Origin of the sequence: Methylophilus sp. Leaf416, assembly GCF_001424665.1 — a bacterium.
In the GTDB taxonomy this organism is placed as follows: Bacteria; Pseudomonadota; Gammaproteobacteria; order Burkholderiales; family Methylophilaceae; genus Methylophilus.
Genome location: NZ_LMQS01000003.1, coordinates 92,711 through 113,200 on the forward strand (window position 1 = coordinate 92,711; position 20,490 = coordinate 113,200).

A 20,490-nucleotide genomic window follows, 5' to 3' on the forward strand; every position below is an offset into this window, starting at 1 on the left:
TGTGGGAATAATAAAGCCGCGCATTATACCCGATTTTTTTGCAATTTCTCAATAAAAATCACCAAGTTAGTGGCAAGGTCTGGCTGCTGTGCCAACTGGCAGGCATAGGCTTGCGCATGTCGCGTGATGTGCTCGCGATGACTTACAAACGCGCGCCAACGCTCGTCAGACCATGCACCCGTGGCCCAAGCCTGCATCACAGATGTCACTTGCGCTTTCACTTCATCATCCGCTAGCGCCAGGTAATGCTTTAGAAAAGCATCCAGTTTTTGCAGGTGGGTATTTTCAGACTGCTGATAGGGTAACCAAACCATGGGTTTTGCTGCCCAGATGGCACGAATCCAGCTATCTTCCCCTCGGACGAAATTCACATCACATAGCGCTAGCAACAGGTCATAGTCAATTTGTGACAGGAAAGGTATGACGGTTATCTCACAATTTTGGTGCTGTACACTTTGACCCGACTTAATCGCGTCTAACTTGAGTGCTTGTGAAACGGCAGTTGCCATACTTTCAGGCACAATCAGCCTGCTTCGGTATGGTGATGCAGCCAGGCTATCCAGCAACTCCTTGATTGGTGCATGCGCATAGCAAAAAAGAGAAAGATTAATGACACCGGGTGCTGGCGCCAAGCCTAACTGCTGCCATGCCGATGGTGTGGATTGTTCAGCCTGTTTTTTCAGTGCCTGTAAAAAGCTCTCACGCAGCAATCCGCCTGTCTGCGTGCTGAACCCCGGGTAAATAAAATGACGTACCAGGCCATTAGCCTGAGGTGATGGCCGGCCATGAAATCCTTCTACCCAATCCTCGGCGGATAAGTAATCCACATTCAACCAGAGGGTTTGTGGTGACATCGCTTGCTGATAGCGCTCCGGTAATCCACAGCTAAATGTTTCAATAACAACGGGAGCTATTTCCGGGAAATCTGCCTGGGCATGCCAGTGTTGCACCTTTACTTTGGAATGCCCTGCCCGGAAAATTTTCTTTGCAACGGTTAAATCGTCTATCCATAAAGTGACAGTCACGTTGTGTTCATCCGCCAACTGACAGGCCAGGCGCCAACTGACACCGATATCGCCAAAATTATCGACGACCTGGCAGAACATATCCCAGCGTTTAGAAGTAAAAGACGACATGAAGTGTTTTTAAAGAAGCTAGAAAAATCGAGGTAGTGTACCTGAACAGTGAAACGCTGCTAGCGGCTAATAAAATTAACCTACGACGAAGATTAGCCCATCAGACAATTAACCCACTAGGGCGGGCATTGACTCAGCAGTTTTCAACCAGGTCAGTTGCAATGCTTTTGCATCCATCGCAGCACGATGCTCAGGTAATGCAAACGTGTTGCGGATAGTCTGCTCGGTATCATGCCAGGCGGATTGTTGCTCAATCGTCAGCAATACGCTTAAATCTTCCAGCTTGAAAAAAGGATTCAAGCCTGCTGCATCATACAAACTGTGCAGCCAGACAAAATCCTGATACCAGCCATCGGTATACAGCGTTTGTCCATTGAATGTAAGGTTCAGGTGAGTGGCAATCGCATGTGGCGTTTGCCCATTTTCAACTAATGCCTGACGGGATTGTTGATGTAGTTTTTCAGCTTTGTCATCCCAATGCACCCAGCCCGCTTGCGGCTGCACCAGCGCGCTCCAGGTTGCCCCGCTGGCGTCAGCATACCCGATTTCAATCGGGTAGCTGCCTACGCCAAAGCCGGAGGCTTCAATATCCAGAATAATGGGGGGAGTCATGTGTGGCTTTTTTGTATTTGCAAATCTTGTGTCGAAAACACTATGTCACGCAGAGAGTGCGATGACACACTTTAACTCAACGTTTGCTTAGTAAAACTGGGATTATACGCGAGGACATATGGTTTGATTGCCTAAAAACCATGCATTTTCAATCGCTTATCATTTTTTGCGCAAGTTTTTCTCACGACTATCAATCATGCGAGTTTGCGAGTGCTTGCAGGTAAGCCCGCCGATATAAATGCGAATTGCCTTGGTGCGTTATCGCTTACCAGACCCTGCAAATATCAGTATGGCAGATATCATGTGGCTTTACGCCAGTGCGGTGTCCAGGATCATCATCAGTACAAAACCCACCAGCAGGCCTGTCGTTGCAAATAGCTCATGTCCTTGCCGATGGGATTCAGGAATCACTTCGTGACTGACGACGAACAGCATAGCGCCCGCTGCAAACGCTAAGCCCCATGGCAGCATCGGTTGGCTGTAGATCAATACCGCAGCACCCAGCACGGCGGCAATTGGTTCAACCAGACCGGATGCTGCACCTAATAATGCCGATTTCCATTTACCCATGCCGACACTGCTCAGCGCAAGGGCCACTACCAGCCCTTCCGGCACATCCTGGATGGCAATCCCGGTTGCCAATGCGGCGGCACGTGCAGCGTCATTACCTGCGGCAGAAACGCCTATCGCCAGCCCTTCGGGAATATTATGCAACACTATCGCAAATACAAATAACCATAGTCTGCGGATGCGTTGCGCACTTTCTGTACCCGCCCCTCCAAAAAAATGCTGGTGTGGCAACTTACGTTCCAGCAGCATTAAAAAGCCTGCCCCCATCAATATGCCAGCGCCGGTCAGCATCGAAGCACCCCAGCGATCCATACCTTGTGTTTGAGCGATATCAAGCGATGGCACAATTAAAGAGAAACAGGAGGCTGCAAGCATGACGCCCGCACCAAATCCCATCAAAGTATCTTGCACACGGCGTCCTGGTTCACGGGTAACCAGCATAGGTATAACACCTAAGGCAGTTGCCAATGCTGCTATGGAGCCAGAACCTAACGCAATACGTAAGGTTGGCTTGCTTGAAATTAACTGCCAGGCTTCATTTAATAGAAACACAATGCCAACTGCACACAACAGATAGCCCAATGTCCGCCCATAGCTCACGGCAAGTCTGGAACCATTTTTCTCAGCGTTGGTGTGCATCTAATACCTTTCGATCATAGGACTCAAGCTCAGCCTGAAGTAGAAAATCACTATTCAATCATTAAAAATAAGAATCATTAACATTAATAATGCAGTTAACAGCATAAAAGTGTGACTCGGAACAGTTAAAAAAATTCGTTGTAAGAGGCGGAATGACTGAACTTAGTCTTGCAGATTTGTGACCAACGGGAGTTACAAAAACTTTTACGGGAGAAAAACAAATGCATAAAATAATTACTGTGTCAGTGTTAACGGCTGCAATCAGCATGTCGGGCTGCGCGAATATGAGCGAAACGCAAAAAGGAACAGCCAAAGGTGCCGGTATTGGTGCTGCAGCCGGTGGTGTAGTTGGTGCAGTTGCTGGTGGTGGTAAGGGTGCCGCCATTGGTGCAGCGATAGGTGCTGGTGCGGGTGCCATTGCCGGTAATATCTGGTCCAAAAAAATGGAAGCACAGAAGCAGGAAATGGAACAAGCCACTGCAGGTACCGGTGTTGCCGTGACCAAAACCGGCGACAACCAGCTGAAACTTGAGATTCCAAGTGACATATCCTTCGATAAAGGCAAAGCCGATATCAAACCGAATTTCCGCCCTATCCTGGATAAATTTGCCAGCGGTTTGCAAAACAATCCGGCAGCACGTATCAACATCATTGGACACACTGATAGCAGTGGCTCCGATGCCGTCAATGACCCGTTATCAGTTAATCGCGCTGCCAGTGCTCGTAAATACCTGTCCGATCGCGGCATTGCAACCAGTCGCATCACTATTGATGGACGCGGTTCACATGAGCCGGTTGCGGCAAATGACACAGAAGCTAACCGGGCAAAAAACCGCCGCGTAGAGATTTTTGTTGCTGAGCCGGATCCAGCTGCACCTAAATAATTTCCCATAATCCTGAAGTAGCAATTTCAGGATACGCAGCAATATTAAAAAGCCGACTTCGCGTCGGCTTTTTAATATTGCTGAAATCCCATCCTTAATTAAAACGATAGGCCTTAGGTGACAATTTACTCAATCAACAACGGTGCCACAAACGCAAAAAAAGAACCAATCAGAAACAATGTTACAGATCCCCAGTAAACCCACAGGCTTTGCCGGCGCGTCTTCATACAAAGCGTAGCGAGTTGAGGATCAGTCGGGCAAGGTAATGATCTTGCACGCCATTGCAACCAGCCTGCCAATAACAGCATGACAGCGGCAAGGCCGAATACCAGGGCCTTGTGCTCGCTAATCCAGATCAATTGCGGATACTGGCTGACGAGGCTGGTGAGTGTAGCCACCGAACCAATTGCCACCAGCGTTGCAGGCAATGCACAACAAATCAGTGTTGATCCACTCGTAAACAGTGAGAGTAGATTCAACCGTTTTGTCGTTTGCAAATGATTGATTTCGCTAGCCATTACTTACTACCTTCTTTGCCGGACTTACTCAGTTGCGCCTGGATGTCTGCAACAGTTTGGTTGACGCGCTCGACTTTAGTGACCGAATATCCTGCATCCTGAATGACTTTATTAAATTTTTCATCAGTCAGGGTTTGCCCATCTTTTAGCTGAAAGGCCACCACACGGCTTTTTAAATCGACAAATGCCGCATGCCCTTCCGGCAAGGCTTTGAGTTTTTTCTCTATGCCCTTGGCACAAAAGGCGCACACCATGCCATTGACTTCTGCTTTTAGCGTAGTGACCGCAAATGCAGCAGGTGTCATGGCGGTTAACATCAGGGTAATCAATAATTTTTTCATTTTAAAATCCTTTAAAAATAGAGTGGTCAAAACACAAACATGGCGTTCAGGCGTGGCGCGAAGCCCTCACCCTGCCATGGATTGGTTACACCAAATTCGAGAAAGTAATTTTTGTTGATCAGGCGTATTGCAGGCGTCACCTGCAAGCCGGGATCATTGTTGCGCATGGTTTTGGCTTCAATCACGAACCATGGCTGCGTGTCGTCAAAACCGGCTTCATAAAATGAAAACCCGGCCTGGACTGCAGCGGTGTCGTAGTTCATGCCGGGCGCACGGATCATGCGGGCTTTGGCAAGAAAATACAGTCGTGTGGATTCCATATCAAACTGCACGCTTGGCGTGTAGGCAAAACCATCATATTGCCCTTTGGCTTCGCCGACGCTGCCGTTAAACCAGATGTTGGCTTGGACAGAAGGCAGATTCCAGCGTTTGATCAAGCCGGTGTAATTGATGCCAGTAATGGTGGTGGCCTGCTCGCCTTTACCTGACATGCGCATCTGCTCTACGCCGATGGCATGCCCGAGTGCGGGCGAGTAGTTCAACATCCATTCCTGGTTATAGCGACCAATTTCGGTCATCAGCATGGCGCTATCTTCAAACCCCATCAGTGCAGCGGCATGAGCCGGCACAACTAACTGGCTAAAAAACAAGGCGCCCAGTGAGAAAACGGAAAAAGGTGCAATGGTGTATTGCTTGGACATAAGCCCTCCATATTCAACTTGGCAAAAACGCTTTAGAACAAAGCGTGATCTACAAAGCGGACAAACCGATAGACGGATTTGTCCTGCCTGCTAGCTGAATATGGGTGGTTTGATAGCGGGGGGATAGGTTTGGGAGTGGACAGGCTCGACCATAAATAACGGCGTGGCCGAACGTGAAGCTGTTATGGCTAAAACGGGAACGGCGTGAAAATGCGCAACGCCGCCGCTGATAGCGCAAAATCCGCATACATCGCAATGGTGCGCTTTGGTCGATGTCGTTGTAGCAGAATCATGGGCAGCTTCGTGCTCATGACAAGGCATTTCACTCATCGCGTCAATTTCGTGACTGGCATGTGTGTCATGCAACTGTTGTGAAACAGGATTTGCCTGTACAAGCAACATTTGCATCGCCATGACGTTAGCGGCCATGACAAAGCATGGCAACCAGCAAATCAGGAAAATGCAAAGACGTCTTTTCATGTTAATTTTAAGAGAGCAACCCGGCAATTTTAGTTCAAAAAACGCATCAGTGCGCTGTTATTCATAGCGGATATCAATAATTTCGTATTCTGTTTCCGCAGCAGGCGTGACTACCCGTATAGCATCGCCAAGATTTTTACCTAACAACGCTTTCGCCATAGGCGATACCCAGGAAATATACCCTTGCGCGGGATCCAGCTCATCCTGCCCGACAATACGGATGATGATCTCACTCTCATCTTCAAGATTGAACAATGTCACCCAGGCACCAAAAAATACTTTCTCGGTGCTGGTTTGTGTACGACTATACACAATCTCGGCCGCATCCATACGCTTGGTCAGAAAGCGTATGCGCGAATCGATCTGGCGCAGGCGTTTCTTGCCATAGATATAGTCGCCGTTCTCACTACGGTCGCCATTACCCGCCGCCCAACTTACTACGCGCACCACTTCCGGTCTATCAACCTTAATAAGGTATTGAAACTCTTTCTCCATTGCCGCGTAGCCTTCCGGCGTAATGTAATTTTTGTACTCTGCCATTGATTACCAACTCTATTCAGGTTTCCCTGCTCTTGTTCATTCTATCCTTGCTCATCATACAACCGTTCAAGATTTCTTCCAGCAAAGCCTTTAAGACACGGCTTAAAAATTATGTGTTGCGAGGCGCTGCAAAACGACCAATCCAGAGCAGCATCGAGTGTTGAACGGCCATTTTTAACCGTTGAAATAATTACTGCTTTTCATCTTCAATAGGTTGTGCGTCATAGACAAAGTAACTGGTTTCACCGAAACAGTTAGAAGGCACGCCTCTGTGTTCTTTGTATAGCAGCCTTGCACGCTCGCCTGCCAGCTGATTTACTTTCAATACCACCGCCGGATCACGCACCGTAAAATGAAACTTTTCAGCCTGCGTGCCCGGTATCGTCACCAGCACCAACTCACCTTCCCAGGTTTTGCATACCCAGCCTTTATTGGATAGCTTTTGCACATAACCGATCCGCTCACCGTAGGAATATACCCAGTTCAGGGATGCCCAGGTGTAGAGCGTCAAAAAAACCACTGGAAACAAGATCAGCCAAAATATTATTTTTATAAATTTCCCCATGTTTGATATTCACCTAATTAAAGTTGTTAAAATCAGCGAGCAGTAAAGGTTGATATTACCTGAGAAAATCATCGGGCGAAGCAATGAAACCAGTTTTATATTCCAGTCATGTTCATCAAGTTTCTCTTGGAGATATTATCGGTAAATAATGCGGATTAATCCCAAGCCGCATACAGTTCATTTGCCTGCATCATATTTAAGCGCGACAATATGCCATGCAAGCTGATTTATAGTTTAATCCGCCTGTAACAATGCTCACCCACTCATTCTCATAAAATTATTATCTACCGGATGCATTCCCAGCCCATTGAAAACAAGCGCATTATTCTATGTGCATCCGCGCGTCTGGCGCAGGGAATACGCCAAACCCTGCACGCACAATTCCAGCAAAAAGCCTTGTCACAATGGCGAACGCCCGAGGTTTTTCCGTTACAGGACTGGCTTGACCAGCTCACCGAACACGCTATTTTAAGCGGGCAGATTAATGTGGCCGATGCACCACTCGGCATGCTCTCCGCCACCCAGGAAGCCATGCTATGGGAACAGGCGATCCAGCATAGCCTTAGCCGTCATGAAGCGGCTACGCTGTTTAATACCAGTGGTCTGGCCAGTGCTGCAATGGAAGCCAACCGCTACCTGATCGAATGGAGCATCAGCCTGGACATGTCGACGGCAACTGAGGAAACACGCCAGTTTATGCAATGGCGCCAGCAATTCCAGTTGTTGTGCAAACAAAGTGGTTACCTCGAAAGTGTACGTTACCAGGCATGGCAGCTGCGACAATTGCAGCAACACCCTTATTCATTACCAGCCGAAATACAATTAGCCGGGTTTGACCGTATCAACCCGCATTTGCAGGCATTTATAAATGAATTCCAGAAACAAGGCGTCAGCGTAGCTACTTATGAAACGGGTATCACCGCTGATGTTGTCCAGCGAATGGCATTCGCGGAAGCGATGGACGAATGCCGGGCCGCGGTGCACTGGGCACAACAGCACTTAGCCGCCAACCCTCTGGCCAGGCTGGCGATAGTAGTGCCGGAACTCGACAACTTGCGTGACACACTGGCAAATTTGTTAGACGATGTATTTCACCCGGAGGCAATGCACCCTGCGCATGCTGAAACACCGCGTTGTTACGAGTTTTCGCTAGGATTGCCGCTTAGCCGCTGGCCACTTGTGGATACCGCACTCAGCTTGCTGAGACTAGCGTTTCAACAGTCACCTTTCACGCAAACCGAGCTTTCAGCCCTTCTTGGCAACGTCTACTGGTCACAAGCGCAACACGAAGCCGACCCACGCGCAGCGCTGGATGCCGAGATGCGCAGGCAATTGCCTTTGCAGGTAAAAGCTTCAACTTTTTTGCGGTTTGTTGAGCGTAAACAGCAAGATATACACCCAATTACTTGTCCGGCGCTGACAGCTGATCTGAGCGCACTGCTCACACTCGCAAAACAGACACCCCGCAAACAAGCACCTTCTGCCTGGGTCGCCAGTTTTAACCAGTTACTTGAAGCCACGCATTGGCCAGGCGAGCGCAGTTTATCCAGTCACGAATATCAACGCCAGCAATCGTTTCAGCGTGTACTCGGCCAGTTGGCAGCGCTGGATGCGTGGCTGGGTGCGATTGATGCCATGTCTGCCTTGCACCGTTTATCGCAATTGTGCCAGGCGCAGATTTTCCAGCCACAAACCATACGCTCTCCAAATATCACGCTGATGGGCATGCTGGAAGCCTCCGCACAACCCCTGGATGGCGTATGGGTGATGGGCATGAATGACCATGTGTGGCCCCCCTTGTCGCGCACCAACGCGCTGATTCCCGCAGAACTGCAACGCCAGGCAGCCACGCCCAACGCCAGCAGCGAAGTTCAAATTGACTTTGCCAACCAGATTCACCAACGTCTGTTGCGTTCAGCCAGGCAGGTTATTTTTTCTTATGCAAACAAAGAGGGGGATCGGCTATTACGCCTGAGTCCGCTGATTTACGCGATACCGGAGACGGCTGCTACGCCAGGCGCAGCCACCCTTGCCGAAACGCTGGCACACAATAATGCACAAGACTGGCAATGGCTGGACGACCACCAGGCGCCACCGGTTGAAGACGGTGAGCATGTCAGTGGTGGTACTGGTTTACTGCGCGCACAAGCGCTTTGCCCGGCCTGGGCGTTTTATCAATACCGATTAAAAGCCCGCAAACTGGAAACTCCGCACAATGGCCTGGATGCCATGCAGCGCGGCGATCTAATCCACCGAGTCATGGCAGCATTCTGGTCACAACAACCGGCTCTGGACTGGTCTGCTGTTCAACCAGCCACACTAAAAAGTCAGCTGGACCAGGTATCAGCGCAAGTCATCAGCGAGTTTAACCAGGAATTCTCGCAACCTTTTTCCGAAGTGTTTTGCCAGCTGGAAACTGAACGCTTAAGCAAGCTGGCGTTGACCTGGTTATGGGAAGTCGAACGCGAACGCCCGCAAGCCTTCAGCGTCAGCATGGTAGAGAAAAAATTCAATCCCCTGATTGAAGGCATACAGGTCAAGCTGGTGATAGACCGTGTGGATACGTTGGCAGATGGCCGCCTGGTGGTGATTGACTACAAAACCGGCAGCGCGCCTGATTATAAAAACTGGGCCAGCGACAAAATCACCGAGCCACAATTGCCGATTTATGCCGCCTTTATCTTGCAGGATGCAGACATTGCCGCAGTCTGTTTTGGCAAGTTGCGCCTGACCGATGGCGGGTTCACCGGCGTCGCCGCTGAAGATGACATCGTTTCGGGTATCAAGGCGTTCAACCACGAAAAAAACAAATTATTCGATCCGGAAGCATTTCCCGACTGGCCTTCGATACTGCAGCACTGGCGCCGGCAGATTACGCATACCGCCCAGGCTTTAAAAGCAGGCGATGCCTCTGTGGTATTTGAATCCGAAAAAGATCTGGATTATTGCGATGTGTTGCCATTGTTACGGTTGCCTGAGCGGCAATTGCAGTTTGAGTACCAGCATCTGGGTAAGCAGTCATGACGATCTCTGTATTCGACTTGCAACAAGCCCTGGCTAACGACACCGCTAACCGCCAGCGCGCACTGGATATAGAATCCTTTATTGTCGAAGCGCCAGCGGGTGCGGGCAAAACCGAACTGCTGACGCAACGTGTGCTCAAGTTACTCCAAACCGTGCAGGCACCCGAAGAAATCATTGCCATCACTTTTACCAATAAAGCTGCATCAGAAATGCGTGCGCGCATTCTTGATAGCCTGCAACTGGCAGCAGCAGGTGTGATGCCGGAAGCGCCTCATAAACAGATCACCTTTGAACTAGGCCGTCAGGCCTTGCAGCGCTCAGCCGAGCTGAACTGGCATTTGCTGGAAACACCTGCAAGATTACGCATTTATACCATTGATTCGCTGTGCGCCAACCTGGCAAGGCAAATGCCCTTATTAAGCCGTTTTGGTACGCAACCGGCCGTGACTGAAGATGCCTGGGCATATTACCGCGAAGCGGCCGGTCAAGCGCTGCAAACGATGGATGACCCGCAACTGGGAGCGCCGGTGCGACTAGTGCTGCGCTACATGGATAACGACCAGGCGCGCCTTGAAGGCCTGTTGATGGCAATGCTCTCTAAACGTGAGCAATGGCTGCATTTAAGCCAGACAGGCGGCGATCCCAATCAGATAAAGCAAAGCGAAGTTGCCCGGCTGGCATTGTTACATCTGATTGAAAGTGAGTTACAGCAGGCGGCACAGGCTTTACCCGCCCGCTTGCAATCTGCGCTAATGCCCATTGCGCGTTATGCTTCCAGCCAGCTTCCACCTGATCATGCAATATCTGGTTTACTCGATTGGCAAGCACCACTTTCAGCCACTATTGAAGACTTACCCGGCTGGCGTGCACTGGCCGACTTGTTACTGACCGCCAGCGGTGCCCTGCGCAAACGGCTGGATAAAAACATGGGCTTGCCCGCCACCGATGAAGCAAAACCCTACAAAGAAGCATTAACAGACATACTGGATGGGCTGGCGCAACAGGGTGACAGCGAAGCCAGCATTGCCCGCATCCGCATGCTTCCCGACCCGGATAGTGAAGACGATGCGATTATCCATGCGCTCAGCCAGCTGTTAAATATTGCAGCGGCACAATTATGGTTATGTTTCCAGGCGCAGAATGAAGTGGATTTTGTCGAGATAGCCCAGCGCGCATTGGCCGCACTGGTTGAAGGTGGCGTTTCCACCGAACTGGCTATGCGCCTGGATTACCGTATTCAGCATCTGTTAGTCGATGAGTTCCAGGATACCAGCCCGATGCAGATCGACCTGCTTAAGGCACTCACGCGCGGCTGGCTGCCAGGCGATGGCCGCACCCTGTTTGCGGTCGGCGACCCCATGCAGTCGATTTACCGCTTCCGCAAAGCCAATGTCGGTTTGTTCCTCAATGCCGCTGTGTATGGCATAGGAGACATCCAACTGACACCGCTTAAACTCTGGCGTAACAATCGTTCCCGGCCACCGGTGGTGGAATGGATCAACCAGACATTTAAAGGCATGCTGCCCGCGAGAGACGCGCCGCAACAAGGCGCTATTGCTTACCGGCCGTTTGTCGCTACCCGTGCTGATACAGAAGGTGCAGGGATATTTGTACATCCGCTATTAATCCCCGTGACTGAAGCGGATGAAGAACCTGCCGATATCCGCCATCTGGAAGCTGAACAGATCATCCGTATCATCCAGGATACGCGCGCAAATAAACCGGATGCCACCATCGCCGTGCTGGTGCGCGCACGCAGGCATCTGCACGCCCTGGTCAGTGAAATGCGCCGTAACCACAGTGAATTGAGTTTCCAGGCAGTTGAGATTGAAGAACTCGCCAACCGCCAGATTGTGCAGGATTTGCTGACATTGACCTATGCGCTGCATCAGCGCGCCGACCGTGTGCACTGGCTGGCATTGCTGCGTGCCCCCTGGTGTGGCCTGACTCTGGCTGACCTGCATGCGCTGATCGGCCTGGACAGTCATCGCAGTGTGATGCATTTGCTTTCCGATGAGGCCGTGCTTGCCAGGCTAAGCGCAGATGGTCAACAGCGCGCACGCCATGTCTGCGAAGTCATGCAATCTGCGCTGGATTTTCGTGGCCGCTCTAGCGTCAGCCGCTGGGTGCACAACACCTGGTTAAGATTGGGCGGTGCGCAATGCCTGTGGAATGAAAATGATGTGCAGGACGTACAGGCATTTTTTGCGCGTATCGCAGCGCTGGAGCAGCACAACCAGTTCAGCCCGCAAGCACTGGCTGAAGATGTGAAAAAACTCTACGCCGCACCCGATGCAAAAGCCGATGCCACTCTGCAATTCATGACCATACATAAATCCAAAGGCCTGGAATTTGATACCGTGATTCTGCCAGGCCTGGATGGCGGCAACCCGCCAGATGATGCGAAGCTGGTGATATGGGAAGAAGTAACGCTGGCTGACGGCTCCACCGAACTTGTCGCTGCGCCCTATGTGCCCGCGGCCCGCAAGCGCCAGCAGGCTAGTGCTTCTACCGTCACGGCTTATGATTACTTGAACGACCTCGACAAAACCCGCGCCGCTTATGAAGATGCGCGTGTGCTGTATGTCGCTGCCACGCGTGCTGAACGGCAATTACATTTATTAGGCGCTGCAAAACCGGATAAAAACGGTGACCCCCAACCTCGTAAAAACACCTTCCTGCATCTGTTATGGCCAGCTGTGAATGCGCAGTTTACCCCTGAAAATGACATTGTGGCGCGCGCGACAAATACGCAAACTGACGCCGATATTCAGCAATTCGTGCCGAAACTCATCCGCGTACAGCAAGCCCTGACACCGGCTGTATTGCAAGTTGCCGATACTCTGGCAACCCCAGCTTATAGACAAATTACTGAGGATGCGACAGTGGCGGCACTGGAAGCCGATACCGGCACCCTCGCCCACCTATACCTGCAACTGATTGCCGAACAAGGCCTTGCCCGCTGGCACGATAGTGTAAATAACCAATTCCTGATGCACACTGCTGCCATGCAGCGCTGGTTTAAACAGCGCGGTTACACAGACAATGACGCAACGACAGCCACAGCCAAAGCGGCCAGATTATTAACCACGACTGTGCAGTCTGACGACGGGCAATGGGTGCTGCAAGCACACACTCACGCCGCTTCCGAGCTGGCGATTGAACAACTGGCGGATGGTAAAAAGGTCATAGACCGTACCTTTGTCGCCGATGGTGTACGCTGGATCGTGGATTACAAATCCATGCCGGTCACTGAACAGCAAGATTTGCACAGCCTGGCTGGGCTATTTACCCAGCAATTGTCGTCCTACGCACAGTTATTCCAGCAGGAAGGCTTGCCTGTCAAAACAGCAATTTTATTTTTAAGTGTCGGTAAACTAGTCGTCATCGAATAAGCGTTAAATAAACAAGGATTAAATATGATTGAACAACAAGCTATCCTGGATGCCTTCCAGTTTCGCCATGCCTGCAAAGAGTTTGATGCCAGCAAACAAATCCCCGCTGAAGAATTTGAGTTAATTCTTGAATCCGCCCGCCTTTCGCCCAGCTCATTCGGCTTTGAGCCTTGGCACTTTATTGTGGTGCAAGACAAAGCTTTGCGTGAAAGCCTGAAACAACACGCCTGGGGCGCACCGCTGAAACTGGATACCGCCAGCCACTTTGTCCTGTGCCTGGCGATGAAGTCACCGTTTCTTGATCCTAAAGGTTCTTACCTGCCTAAATTTATGCGCGAAGTGCAGCAGCATCCGCAAGAAGTGGCTGACATGCGATTGGGCTTTTACAGCCAGTTTCAGCAATCAGATTTTGACCTGACAGACGAGCGCAAACTGTTCGACTGGGCCAGCAAGCAATGTTATATCCCGCTGGCAAACATGATGACAGTAGCCGCCATGCGCGGCATAGACTCGTGCCCGATTGAAGGTTTTAAACAGAAGGAAACAGATGCACTGTTGGCCGAACAATTTGGCGTAAACCTGGAAGAATATGGCCTGGCCTATATGGTCGCGTTTGGCTATCGCAAAAATGAACCGCGGCCGAAAACCCGCCGGGATATGAATCAGGTTGTGTCATGGAAATAGTGACCTGGAAATAAAGCAATAAAAAAGCTGCCGGTTGGCAGCTTTTTTATGATACTTCGTGCTCGTTCTTAAAATGCCGGCGCACATACCAGATGACAAATATCACGCCCAGCGCGGCAATCACGTAATGGGATTCATGGAAATAAACTTTCAGGTCTTCCCAATGCTGGCCGGCTTTCATACCGATGTAACCCAGTACCCAGCACCAGATCAGTGAGCCAACAAAAGTGTATGCAATAAAACGTGTCATGTTCATGCGCGCCACACCTGCGGGAAAAGCAATGAAGGTACGCACCGCTGGCAACAGGCGTGCAATAAAGATAATGATCTCGCCATGATTAGCAAACCAGCGGTCCGCCATATCCAGGTCCCGTTTGCTGATCAGCACATATTTACCGTACTTCTCTACCAGCGGACGGCCACCGTACATCCCGAGGTAATAGGCAGGAATCGACCCGAGCACGCAGCCAATCGCACCCGCCAGCGCAATCCCCCACAAAGTCATTTCACCTTTGGAGACCAGGAAGCCGGCAAAAGGCATGATGATTTCTGAAGGTAACGGAATGCAGGCAGATTCAATCGCCATCAACAATACAATACCGCCGTAACCCATGGTGGAAATCACACCCATGATCCAGGTGGCGATGGCGGCTAATAGTTTTTCTAGCATTAACTGAATTCCTTCAAAAGCGTTTTTACCAATTCGACCCGGTGATTCAAATTTCCCAGCTGCACTGTAACACGTAATTTATCCGGCCCATTCATGCGGCAGCGTTTGTCACGTTGCAACAAGCTCACCAGTTTCATAGGATCAAGATCAGCCTTGATATTAAATTGTAACTGGATGGCGGCATCGGATGCATCAATCTTGATGATACCCAACGGTTTGGCCGCAATACGCAAGCGGTGGCAGGCAATCAGGGCTTCTCCCGGCTCCGGCAGTAACCCGAATCGATCTATCAGCTCTTCTTGCATCACATCCAAGGCTTCGTCGTCTTCACAATTGGCGAGGCGTTTGTACAGCACCAGGCGCTCATGTACATCCGGGCAATAGTTGCTGGGTAACAAGGCTGGCGTATGCAGGTTGATTTCTGTCGTCACACCTAATGGTGCATCTAGGTCAGGTTCCTTGCCGGCTTTCAACTGTTTCACCGCATGATTCAGCATATCGGAATACAGGGTAAAACCAATCTCCTGCATCTCGCCGCTTTGGCTATCACCTAGCAACTCGCCGGCGCCACGGATTTCGAGGTCATGCATGGCGAGGTGGAAACCGGCGCCCAGGTCTTCCAGCAACTGGATTGCATCCAGACGCTTTTGTGCTTGGGGAGTGATTGTACGGTGCGGGTCTGTCAGCAAATAGGCATAAGCCTGGTGATGGCTACGCCCCACGCGGCCACGTAGCTGGTGTAATTGCGCCAGGCCGAACATATCCGCGCGGTTGATAATCATGGTGTTGGCGGTCGGTACGTCGATACCGGTTTCAACAATCGTGGTACACAGCAATAAATTGGTGCGCTGCTGGTAGAAGTCACGCATCACGTGTTCCAGTTCGCGTTCACGCAATTGACCATGACCAATCGCAATCCGCGCTTCAGGTAAAAACTTCTCCAGTTTTTCCTTCATCACATAAATGGTATCCACTTCGTTATGCAGGAAATACACCTGGCCGCCGCGCTTGAATTCGCGCATCACCGCTTCACGGATAATGCCTTCGGAATATTCGGTATGGAAGGTTTTAATCGCCAGCCGTTTTTGCGGCGGGGTAGAAATAACCGAGAATTCTCGCAAGCCTTCCATTGCCATACTTAAAGTACGCGGAATCGGCGTCGCGGTCAGGGTGAGCACATCCACTTCTGCTCGCAACGCTTTCATCTGTTCTTTCTGGCGCACGCCGAAACGGTGCTCTTCATCCAGAATCGCCAGGCCCAGATTCTTGAATTTCACGTCTTTCTGGATCAGTCTGTGGGTACCGATGATGATGTCTATGCTGCCATTCTCCAGGCCTTTCAACGCTTCAGCCTGCTCTTTGGCGCTGCGGAAACGGGAAATCTCGGCAATCTTGATCGGCCATTCGGCAAAGCGATCAACAAAGTTCTGGTAATGCTGTTCGGCCAATAACGTGGTTGGCACCAATACTGACACCTGGCGGCCACCCATCACGGCGACAAAGGCAGCACGCAGCGCAACCTCGGTTTTACCAAAGCCAACGTCGCCACATACCAGCCTGTCCATCGGGCGACCGGATTGCATGTCTTTAATGACGTTCTCAATCGCTTCCAGCTGATCCGGCGTTTCTTCAAACGGGAAGCCTTCGCAGAAAGCTTCGTAATCTTGCAGGCTCAGGGTAAAGGCGTGTCCACGGCGCGCGGCACGTTGCGCATACAAATTCAGCAATTCGGCCGCAGTATCACGGATCTGCTTGAGTGCTTTTTTCTTGGCTTTTTCCCACTGGCCACTACCTAGACGATGGAGCGGTGCGCTTTCAGGCGGGCCGCCGGAATAGCGTGAAATCAGGAACAGTTGCGATACCGGCACATATAATTTGTCTTCACCGAAATACTCAATCAGCAACAGCTCGGTTTCGCCTTCGCCAAAATCGATATTGACCAGGCCTTTATAACGCCCTACCCCATGCTGTTCGTGCACGACCGGGTCATCCAGCCGCAGCTCGGAGAGGTCTTTGAGCATGCCCTCGGTATTGCGGGCTTTTTCCTGGTTACGGCGTCGTTGCTGGCGCACAGTGCTGGCATAAAGCTCGGCTTCGGTAACGACGGCTAATTGGCCATCGATAAAGCCCTGGTGTAAAGGCGATACGCCCAGCATGACCGGAAACTGGCTTTTCTCAAACCCGGCCCAGTCCTCAGCCAGTGAAAAAGTGACGCCGTGTTCGCTGAACAGCTGTGCAATGGTTTCGCGGCGACCCAGGCTTTCAGCCGCGACTAACACGCGGCCGTCAAACTGGCTGATAAATTCCTGTAGTTTATGCAATGGCTGTTCAGCACGACGGTCGACTTCCACCGGCGATAGCGTCGTCACGTTTTGTATCTGCTGATGCACCAGCGCAAATGCATGCGTCTGTTTGAAAAACTCATCGGTTTTTTGCAGCAGGGTTTCGGGCCGCAAAATCGGTTTTTCGGCATCGTAAGCCATCAGCCGATAACGGCTGTTAGCATCGGCCCAGAAGGTTTGTGCGGCTTTATCCAGGTCACCATGCAGGCATAATACGGTTTGCCTGGGCAGGTAATCAAACAGGCTGGCGGTTTGCTCAAAAAACAGTGGCAGATACCACTCAACACCCCCACTGGCCGTGCCTTTACTCACATCTTTGTAAATTTTTGCACGTTGCGGGTCGCCCTCAAAATATTCCCGGAACTGGCTGCGGAACAATGTAATTCCAGCATCATCCATAGGGAATTCACGGGCCGGCAGCATACGGATTTCGGTGACGGGATACACACTACGCTGTGTATCGATATCAAACGTGCGTATGGTTTCGATCTCGTCATCGAACAAATCAATACGGTAAGGCAGTGTACTGCCCATGGGATATAAATCCACCAGGCCGCCACGCACACTGAATTCACCTGGGCTCATGACCTGGCTGACATGATGGTAACCCGCCTGCGCACATTGATTGCGCAGAGCGTCTACATCAAGCCTTTGGCCTTTTTTCAGCATAAAGGTATGTGCCGCCAGGTAAGCCACCGGTGGCAGGCGTAATAAAGCCGTTGCAAGTGGCACAATCACCACATCACTCTGGTTTTGGCTTAACTGGTATAGCGTAGACAAACGCTCTGAGATCAAATCAGGGTGCGGCGAGAACACATCATAAGGCAGTGTCTCCCAATCCGGCAGCAAATGGGCTTCGATGCCTTTGGCAAAATAGGGAATCTCATCCATCAAGCGCTGCGCTTCAAACGCATTGGCAGTTAAAATCACCAGCGGTGATTGTGTTGCTTTTAAACCACAGGCCAATTCGGCCAATGCTTTACTATCTAATCCCTGACTATGGAAAGAAAAACGCTGGGGATGTCCGACGACGGGAAGTGAAACTGCCATAAAAGAATAAAATCTTATTGCTCAGGTTAGGTGAGTAGTTCTTGGCGAATCTGCCGAGTTTGCTATTATAACTGCAAGCGTCCGCTGGCTGTACCGGCATTATAATGAGGCGCTCGAGCGATAACGTTGCCTAGACTATAATCTAGGCACATTTCCGGCACGGAGAAACCATATGAACGATAAACAGGCCGTCGCGCTGGAAGCAGCCAGCTACGTCAAGAACGATATGATTGTGGGGTTGGGCACAGGTTCCACAGCCAATTACTTTATTGAGGCACTGGCTGCCCGCCAGCAAGAGGAAAACCTGCGCATCACCACAGTTGCCAGCTCCAATATCAGCATGATCAAGGCACAATCGGTTGGATTAACGGTGTTGAGTTTGGCGCAGTTAAGCCAGGTTGACTTGTATGTCGATGGTGCCGACGAAATCACCGCCGATAACAGCCTGCTCAAGGGTCGTGGTTATGACCTGGTCATGGAAAAACTGCTGGCAAAGGCAGCAAAAGAATTTATTGTCGTGGCCGACAAAAGCAAACTGGTCAGCCGTATCGGCGAAAACTTCCCTATCCCGATTGAAGTAATCCCGTTTGCCTGGCAAGCAGCCAAACGCAGCATTGAAGCGATTGGCGGCACTGGCGATTTACGCCCTAACGCGGCCAAAGATGGCCTCTGTATCACCAGTCATGGCAGCCTGGTGCTGGATATGCGCTTTGATGCCAATATCGATAGCCATCAGTTGAATGCTTTGCTCAACAATATCCCCGGTGTGGTTGAGCACGGTATTTTCGCCAAGCTGGCAAGCAAAATACTGATTGCCGACCAGGGCAAGGTCGAAACGCGGTCTTAATCGCTTTTTTCGCGCTATCGCATGCGTTCTCTACCCTGTATTTCCGCACGTCACGCATGGCAATGGGCTTTTGTTGCCTGTTTATGCGGGGTGCTATTCGCCTGCAACGACGCCAACTCGCCCAAGCAACGCACGTTAGAAAAACCCAAGCCAGACCCCTACACCATCCGCTTCGTCACCATCAACAGCCCTGATACCTATTTCATTGATAGCCAGAATAATTATGCCGGGCTGGAATATGACCTGGCCAAACGTTTTGTTGACTTCCTCGGATCGCCTTACAAGCTTGAATTTATTGTCGTGGAGAGCTTTGATAAGGTTTTCCCTACCCTGATGCGCGGCGAGGCCGATATTGCTGCGGCAGATATCAGCATTACCGCTTCGCGCAAACGCCAGTTCCTGTTTGGGCCTGCCTTTAACCAGGTGCAGTCTATGGTGGTTTACAACCGTGACCACAACAGTGAACCAGTCAAGCCAGATGCGCTATTCAATAAAAGAATTGTATTGCCGAAAAGCACCAGCTTTGTTGAACGCATGCGCGAACTACAGTCTCAGCATCCGCAACTGACCTGGCGCGAAACTGAAAAGCTCAGTTCAGAACAATTGATAGAAGCCGTGGCTCGCAATGAAATTGATTTCACGGTAGCCGATAATCATCTTCTCGCCATCATGCAATATCTTTATCCGCAACTGGATGCCGGGCTGATGCTGGGCCCGGTGGATAAAATTGCCTGGGCGCTGAATAAATTTTCTGGCGAAGAAAAACTGAAACAGGTACAGGCCTTTTTCAAGAAGATAGAGAAAGACGGCACCTTGCGTAACCTGCTTGATCGTTACTATGGCCATACCAAACGCCTTAAACAGGTGGATGTAGCGACTTTTTTAAGTAAATCCAATACTTTGCTACCCAGATATGTGCGACTGTTTAAAAGCGCCCAGGAAATCACCGACATAGACTGGCGATTGCTGGCAGCACTGAGTTACCAGGAGTCACACTGGGACAATTACAGCACATCACCGACCAATGTGCGCGGCTTGATGATGCTGACCGAGCAAACCTCTAACATGATGAATGTGACTAACCGGCTGGACCCCCAGCAAAGCATTATGGCAGGAGCTAAATTTATGCTATGGCTGAAAGACAGGCTGCCATCACGCATTCCCGAACCCGACCGCACCTTTATGACACTGGCAGCTTATAACAATGGCGTCGGCCATCTGGAAGATGCGCGCATTATTGCGCAACGGCTGGGGTTGAATCCGGACAGCTGGGCGGATGTCAAACGCGGCTATCAACTCCTGAATGATCCTGCGCATTACGTGAATGCCAAACATGGCTACTGCAGCTGTGGCGCGCCGGTGATTTACACTGAACTAGTGCGCAGCTATTACCAGATCATGCAGAAATACTATCCCGTCTATGAACCTAACCTGGATCCATACCGGATTGCCGATACAAAAATGCCCTGGCTGATAGCCAAGGCAGATTAGT

Annotated in this window: 17 protein-coding genes; 6 read left to right on the forward strand and 11 right to left on the reverse strand. The window is 50.7% G+C overall.

Going from position 1 to position 20,490, the window contains the following annotated elements; genetic code table 11:
• Positions 1–23: 23 nt before the first annotated feature.
• The 3 genes from earP to ASG34_RS08430 all read right to left on the reverse strand — a co-directional run bounded on the left by earP (position 24) and on the right by ASG34_RS08430 (position 2,957).
• A complete protein-coding gene (gene earP / locus ASG34_RS08420) occupies positions 24–1,136 on the reverse strand; it encodes an elongation factor P maturation arginine rhamnosyltransferase EarP (protein ID WP_055829433.1) in 1,113 nt (370 codons plus the stop codon).
• A 108-nt stretch (positions 1,137–1,244) separates the two neighbouring features.
• Positions 1,245–1,748 carry a hypothetical protein gene (locus ASG34_RS08425; protein WP_055829437.1) on the reverse strand — a complete coding sequence of 168 codons (504 nt, stop codon included), beginning with the start codon at positions 1,746–1,748 and terminating at the stop codon, positions 1,245–1,247.
• Between the two features lie 309 nt (positions 1,749–2,057).
• Positions 2,058–2,957: a ZIP family metal transporter gene (locus tag ASG34_RS08430; RefSeq protein ID WP_055829441.1), complete on the reverse strand. Its 900-nt coding sequence runs from the start codon at positions 2,955–2,957 to the stop codon at positions 2,058–2,060.
• Between the two features lie 221 nt (positions 2,958–3,178).
• Here ASG34_RS08430 and ASG34_RS08435 point away from each other — a divergent pair, with 221 nt between their 5' ends.
• Entirely contained in the window at positions 3,179–3,841 is a 663-nt protein-coding gene (locus ASG34_RS08435) for an OmpA family protein (protein ID WP_055829444.1), read from the forward strand.
• Positions 3,842–3,966: 125 nt separating this feature from the next.
• Here ASG34_RS08435 and ASG34_RS08440 read toward each other — a convergent pair whose 3' ends face one another.
• From ASG34_RS08440 to ASG34_RS08465, 6 genes are all read right to left on the reverse strand, one after another.
• A complete protein-coding gene (locus ASG34_RS08440; protein ID WP_055829447.1) occupies positions 3,967–4,359 on the reverse strand; it encodes a hypothetical protein in 393 nt (130 codons plus the stop codon).
• Complete coding sequence (locus ASG34_RS08445) at positions 4,359–4,700, reverse strand: heavy-metal-associated domain-containing protein (RefSeq protein WP_055829450.1); 342 nt, start codon at positions 4,698–4,700, stop codon at positions 4,359–4,361. Before ASG34_RS08445 ends, ASG34_RS08440 begins: the two co-directional genes overlap by 1 nt.
• Before the next feature lie 26 nt (positions 4,701–4,726).
• Positions 4,727–5,401 (reverse strand): hypothetical protein, encoded by a 675-nt coding sequence (locus ASG34_RS08450; RefSeq protein WP_055829453.1) that lies wholly within the window; start codon positions 5,399–5,401, stop codon positions 4,727–4,729.
• Between the two features lie 90 nt (positions 5,402–5,491).
• Entirely contained in the window at positions 5,492–5,881 is a 390-nt protein-coding gene (locus ASG34_RS08455; RefSeq protein WP_156376471.1) for a hypothetical protein, read from the reverse strand.
• A gap of 57 nt (positions 5,882–5,938) precedes the next feature.
• A complete protein-coding gene (gene greB / locus ASG34_RS08460) occupies positions 5,939–6,421 on the reverse strand; it encodes a transcription elongation factor GreB (protein WP_055829458.1) in 483 nt (160 codons plus the stop codon).
• A 190-nt stretch (positions 6,422–6,611) separates the two neighbouring features.
• Positions 6,612–6,986, reverse strand: coding sequence for a hypothetical protein (locus ASG34_RS08465; RefSeq protein ID WP_369814181.1), 375 nt, complete (start codon positions 6,984–6,986; stop codon positions 6,612–6,614).
• A gap of 291 nt (positions 6,987–7,277) precedes the next feature.
• On the opposite strand from ASG34_RS08465, the gene ASG34_RS08470 reads away from it, so the two are divergent.
• The 3 genes from ASG34_RS08470 to ASG34_RS08480 are packed head-to-tail and all read left to right on the forward strand — an operon-like array spanning position 7,278 to position 14,089.
• Positions 7,278–10,010: a PD-(D/E)XK nuclease family protein gene (locus tag ASG34_RS08470; protein WP_055829465.1), complete on the forward strand. Its 2,733-nt coding sequence runs from the start codon at positions 7,278–7,280 to the stop codon at positions 10,008–10,010.
• Complete coding sequence (locus ASG34_RS08475; protein WP_055829469.1) at positions 10,007–13,405, forward strand: UvrD-helicase domain-containing protein; 3,399 nt, start codon at positions 10,007–10,009, stop codon at positions 13,403–13,405. The genes ASG34_RS08470 and ASG34_RS08475 overlap by 4 nt, the downstream gene beginning before the upstream one ends.
• Before the next feature lie 24 nt (positions 13,406–13,429).
• Positions 13,430–14,089, forward strand: coding sequence for an NAD(P)H-dependent oxidoreductase (locus ASG34_RS08480; protein WP_055829472.1), 660 nt, complete (start codon positions 13,430–13,432; stop codon positions 14,087–14,089).
• Positions 14,090–14,135: 46 nt separating this feature from the next.
• Here ASG34_RS08480 and ASG34_RS08485 read toward each other — a convergent pair whose 3' ends face one another.
• Both ASG34_RS08485 and mfd read right to left on the reverse strand, forming a co-directional pair.
• Entirely contained in the window at positions 14,136–14,759 is a 624-nt protein-coding gene (locus tag ASG34_RS08485) for a DedA family protein (protein ID WP_055829473.1), read from the reverse strand.
• On the reverse strand, positions 14,759–18,151 hold the full coding sequence (gene mfd, locus ASG34_RS08490) for a transcription-repair coupling factor (RefSeq protein ID WP_055829477.1): 3,393 nt from the start codon (positions 18,149–18,151) through the stop codon (positions 14,759–14,761). Before mfd ends, ASG34_RS08485 begins: the two co-directional genes overlap by 1 nt.
• Before the next feature lie 172 nt (positions 18,152–18,323).
• Between mfd and rpiA the strand changes: the two genes are divergently transcribed.
• Positions 18,324–18,998 (forward strand): ribose-5-phosphate isomerase RpiA, encoded by a 675-nt coding sequence (gene rpiA, locus ASG34_RS08495; protein ID WP_055829480.1) that lies wholly within the window; start codon positions 18,324–18,326, stop codon positions 18,996–18,998.
• A gap of 21 nt (positions 18,999–19,019) precedes the next feature.
• A complete protein-coding gene (gene mltF / locus ASG34_RS08500; RefSeq protein WP_055829482.1) occupies positions 19,020–20,489 on the forward strand; it encodes a membrane-bound lytic murein transglycosylase MltF in 1,470 nt (489 codons plus the stop codon).
• The last annotated feature ends 1 nt before the right edge of the window (position 20,490 follow it).